The following is an 883-nucleotide window of genomic DNA, read 5'->3' on the forward strand; positions in this document are numbered from 1 at the left end:
ACCGGATCCTTTTGCATCATGTCGGTGTTGTCAGTATGGCTATAAAATAATCCTTCATGAGTAATGAGCAGATTGGCCTCCATTGAGACGGCTTGTTGGATCACACGATATGTAGGCATGAAGCTCGTTGCAATCCCCTTCACTTCCATGTTAGGGTCGCCATGCTGAAGAGTATCCATGGTATTTGGAATTTTTCCAACCGATGCCGTTAATCGCTCTATCACATCTTGAACAGTAGTTGCCATAATTCTGCTCCTCTCGCCTGTTACGTCAGCTGTTATGAAATCCACTTCTCCATGTTTATTCATGAAAAATAAGTGGTAAGCAACGATTTTAATTTTAGACTACTTTGTTCTGACTCTCTGAAGATATCGTTCCGCTACTCTAAAATCTTATTTTGTTTCTCCTTCTCGAAAATAACGGCTAAAAACATTGCAACTAAGTATGTTTTGCATTCAAACTAATTATATACCGAATTTTTTTAATTTTCAAGTATATCGTTCGTACATCATCATCCAGTAAAAAGAGTGCTGTCCGTTTTCACTGTTGAGACAAATATTCGCTGCCGTTACATCACCGAGCTTCCAACCATATTATTTGAGCGATAAAATTAGCAACGTCACCTTCTGGGGCATCGCCGACAATCATACGTGGCTCGACAGCCGCGCGGATGTGTACTATGACGCCAACGGGAATGTTGTGGTTGACCCGAACGCTCCGTACGCAAAAGTGGAAAAAGGGAAAGGAAAAGATGCGCCGTTCGTTTTTGGACCGGATTACAAAGTCAAACCCGCATATTGGGCTATTATCGACCACAAATAGACAGCCAAAAGCACATAGGTGTCTCCAGCAAAGAAGAGGATTGTTTATTGCAAAATAAAAA

The 883-nt window shown here is 41.3% G+C and carries 2 protein-coding genes; one reads left to right on the forward strand and one right to left on the reverse strand.

What is annotated here, in order from left to right:
* Positions 1–245, reverse strand: a 245-nt coding sequence (locus tag VU18_RS16565) for a Nif3-like dinuclear metal center hexameric protein (protein ID WP_047758593.1), incomplete at its 3' end; no start/stop codon positions are given.
* Positions 246–543: 298 nt separating this feature from the next.
* On the opposite strand from VU18_RS16565, the gene VU18_RS16570 reads away from it, so the two are divergent.
* On the forward strand, positions 544–822 hold the full coding sequence (locus tag VU18_RS16570) for an endo-1,4-beta-xylanase (RefSeq protein WP_369770206.1): 279 nt from the start codon (positions 544–546) through the stop codon (positions 820–822).
* Positions 823–883: the final 61 nt, after the last annotated feature.

The organism is Geobacillus sp. ZGt-1, from assembly GCF_001026865.1.
Lineage (GTDB): Bacteria > Bacillota > Bacilli > Bacillales > Anoxybacillaceae > Geobacillus > Geobacillus thermoleovorans.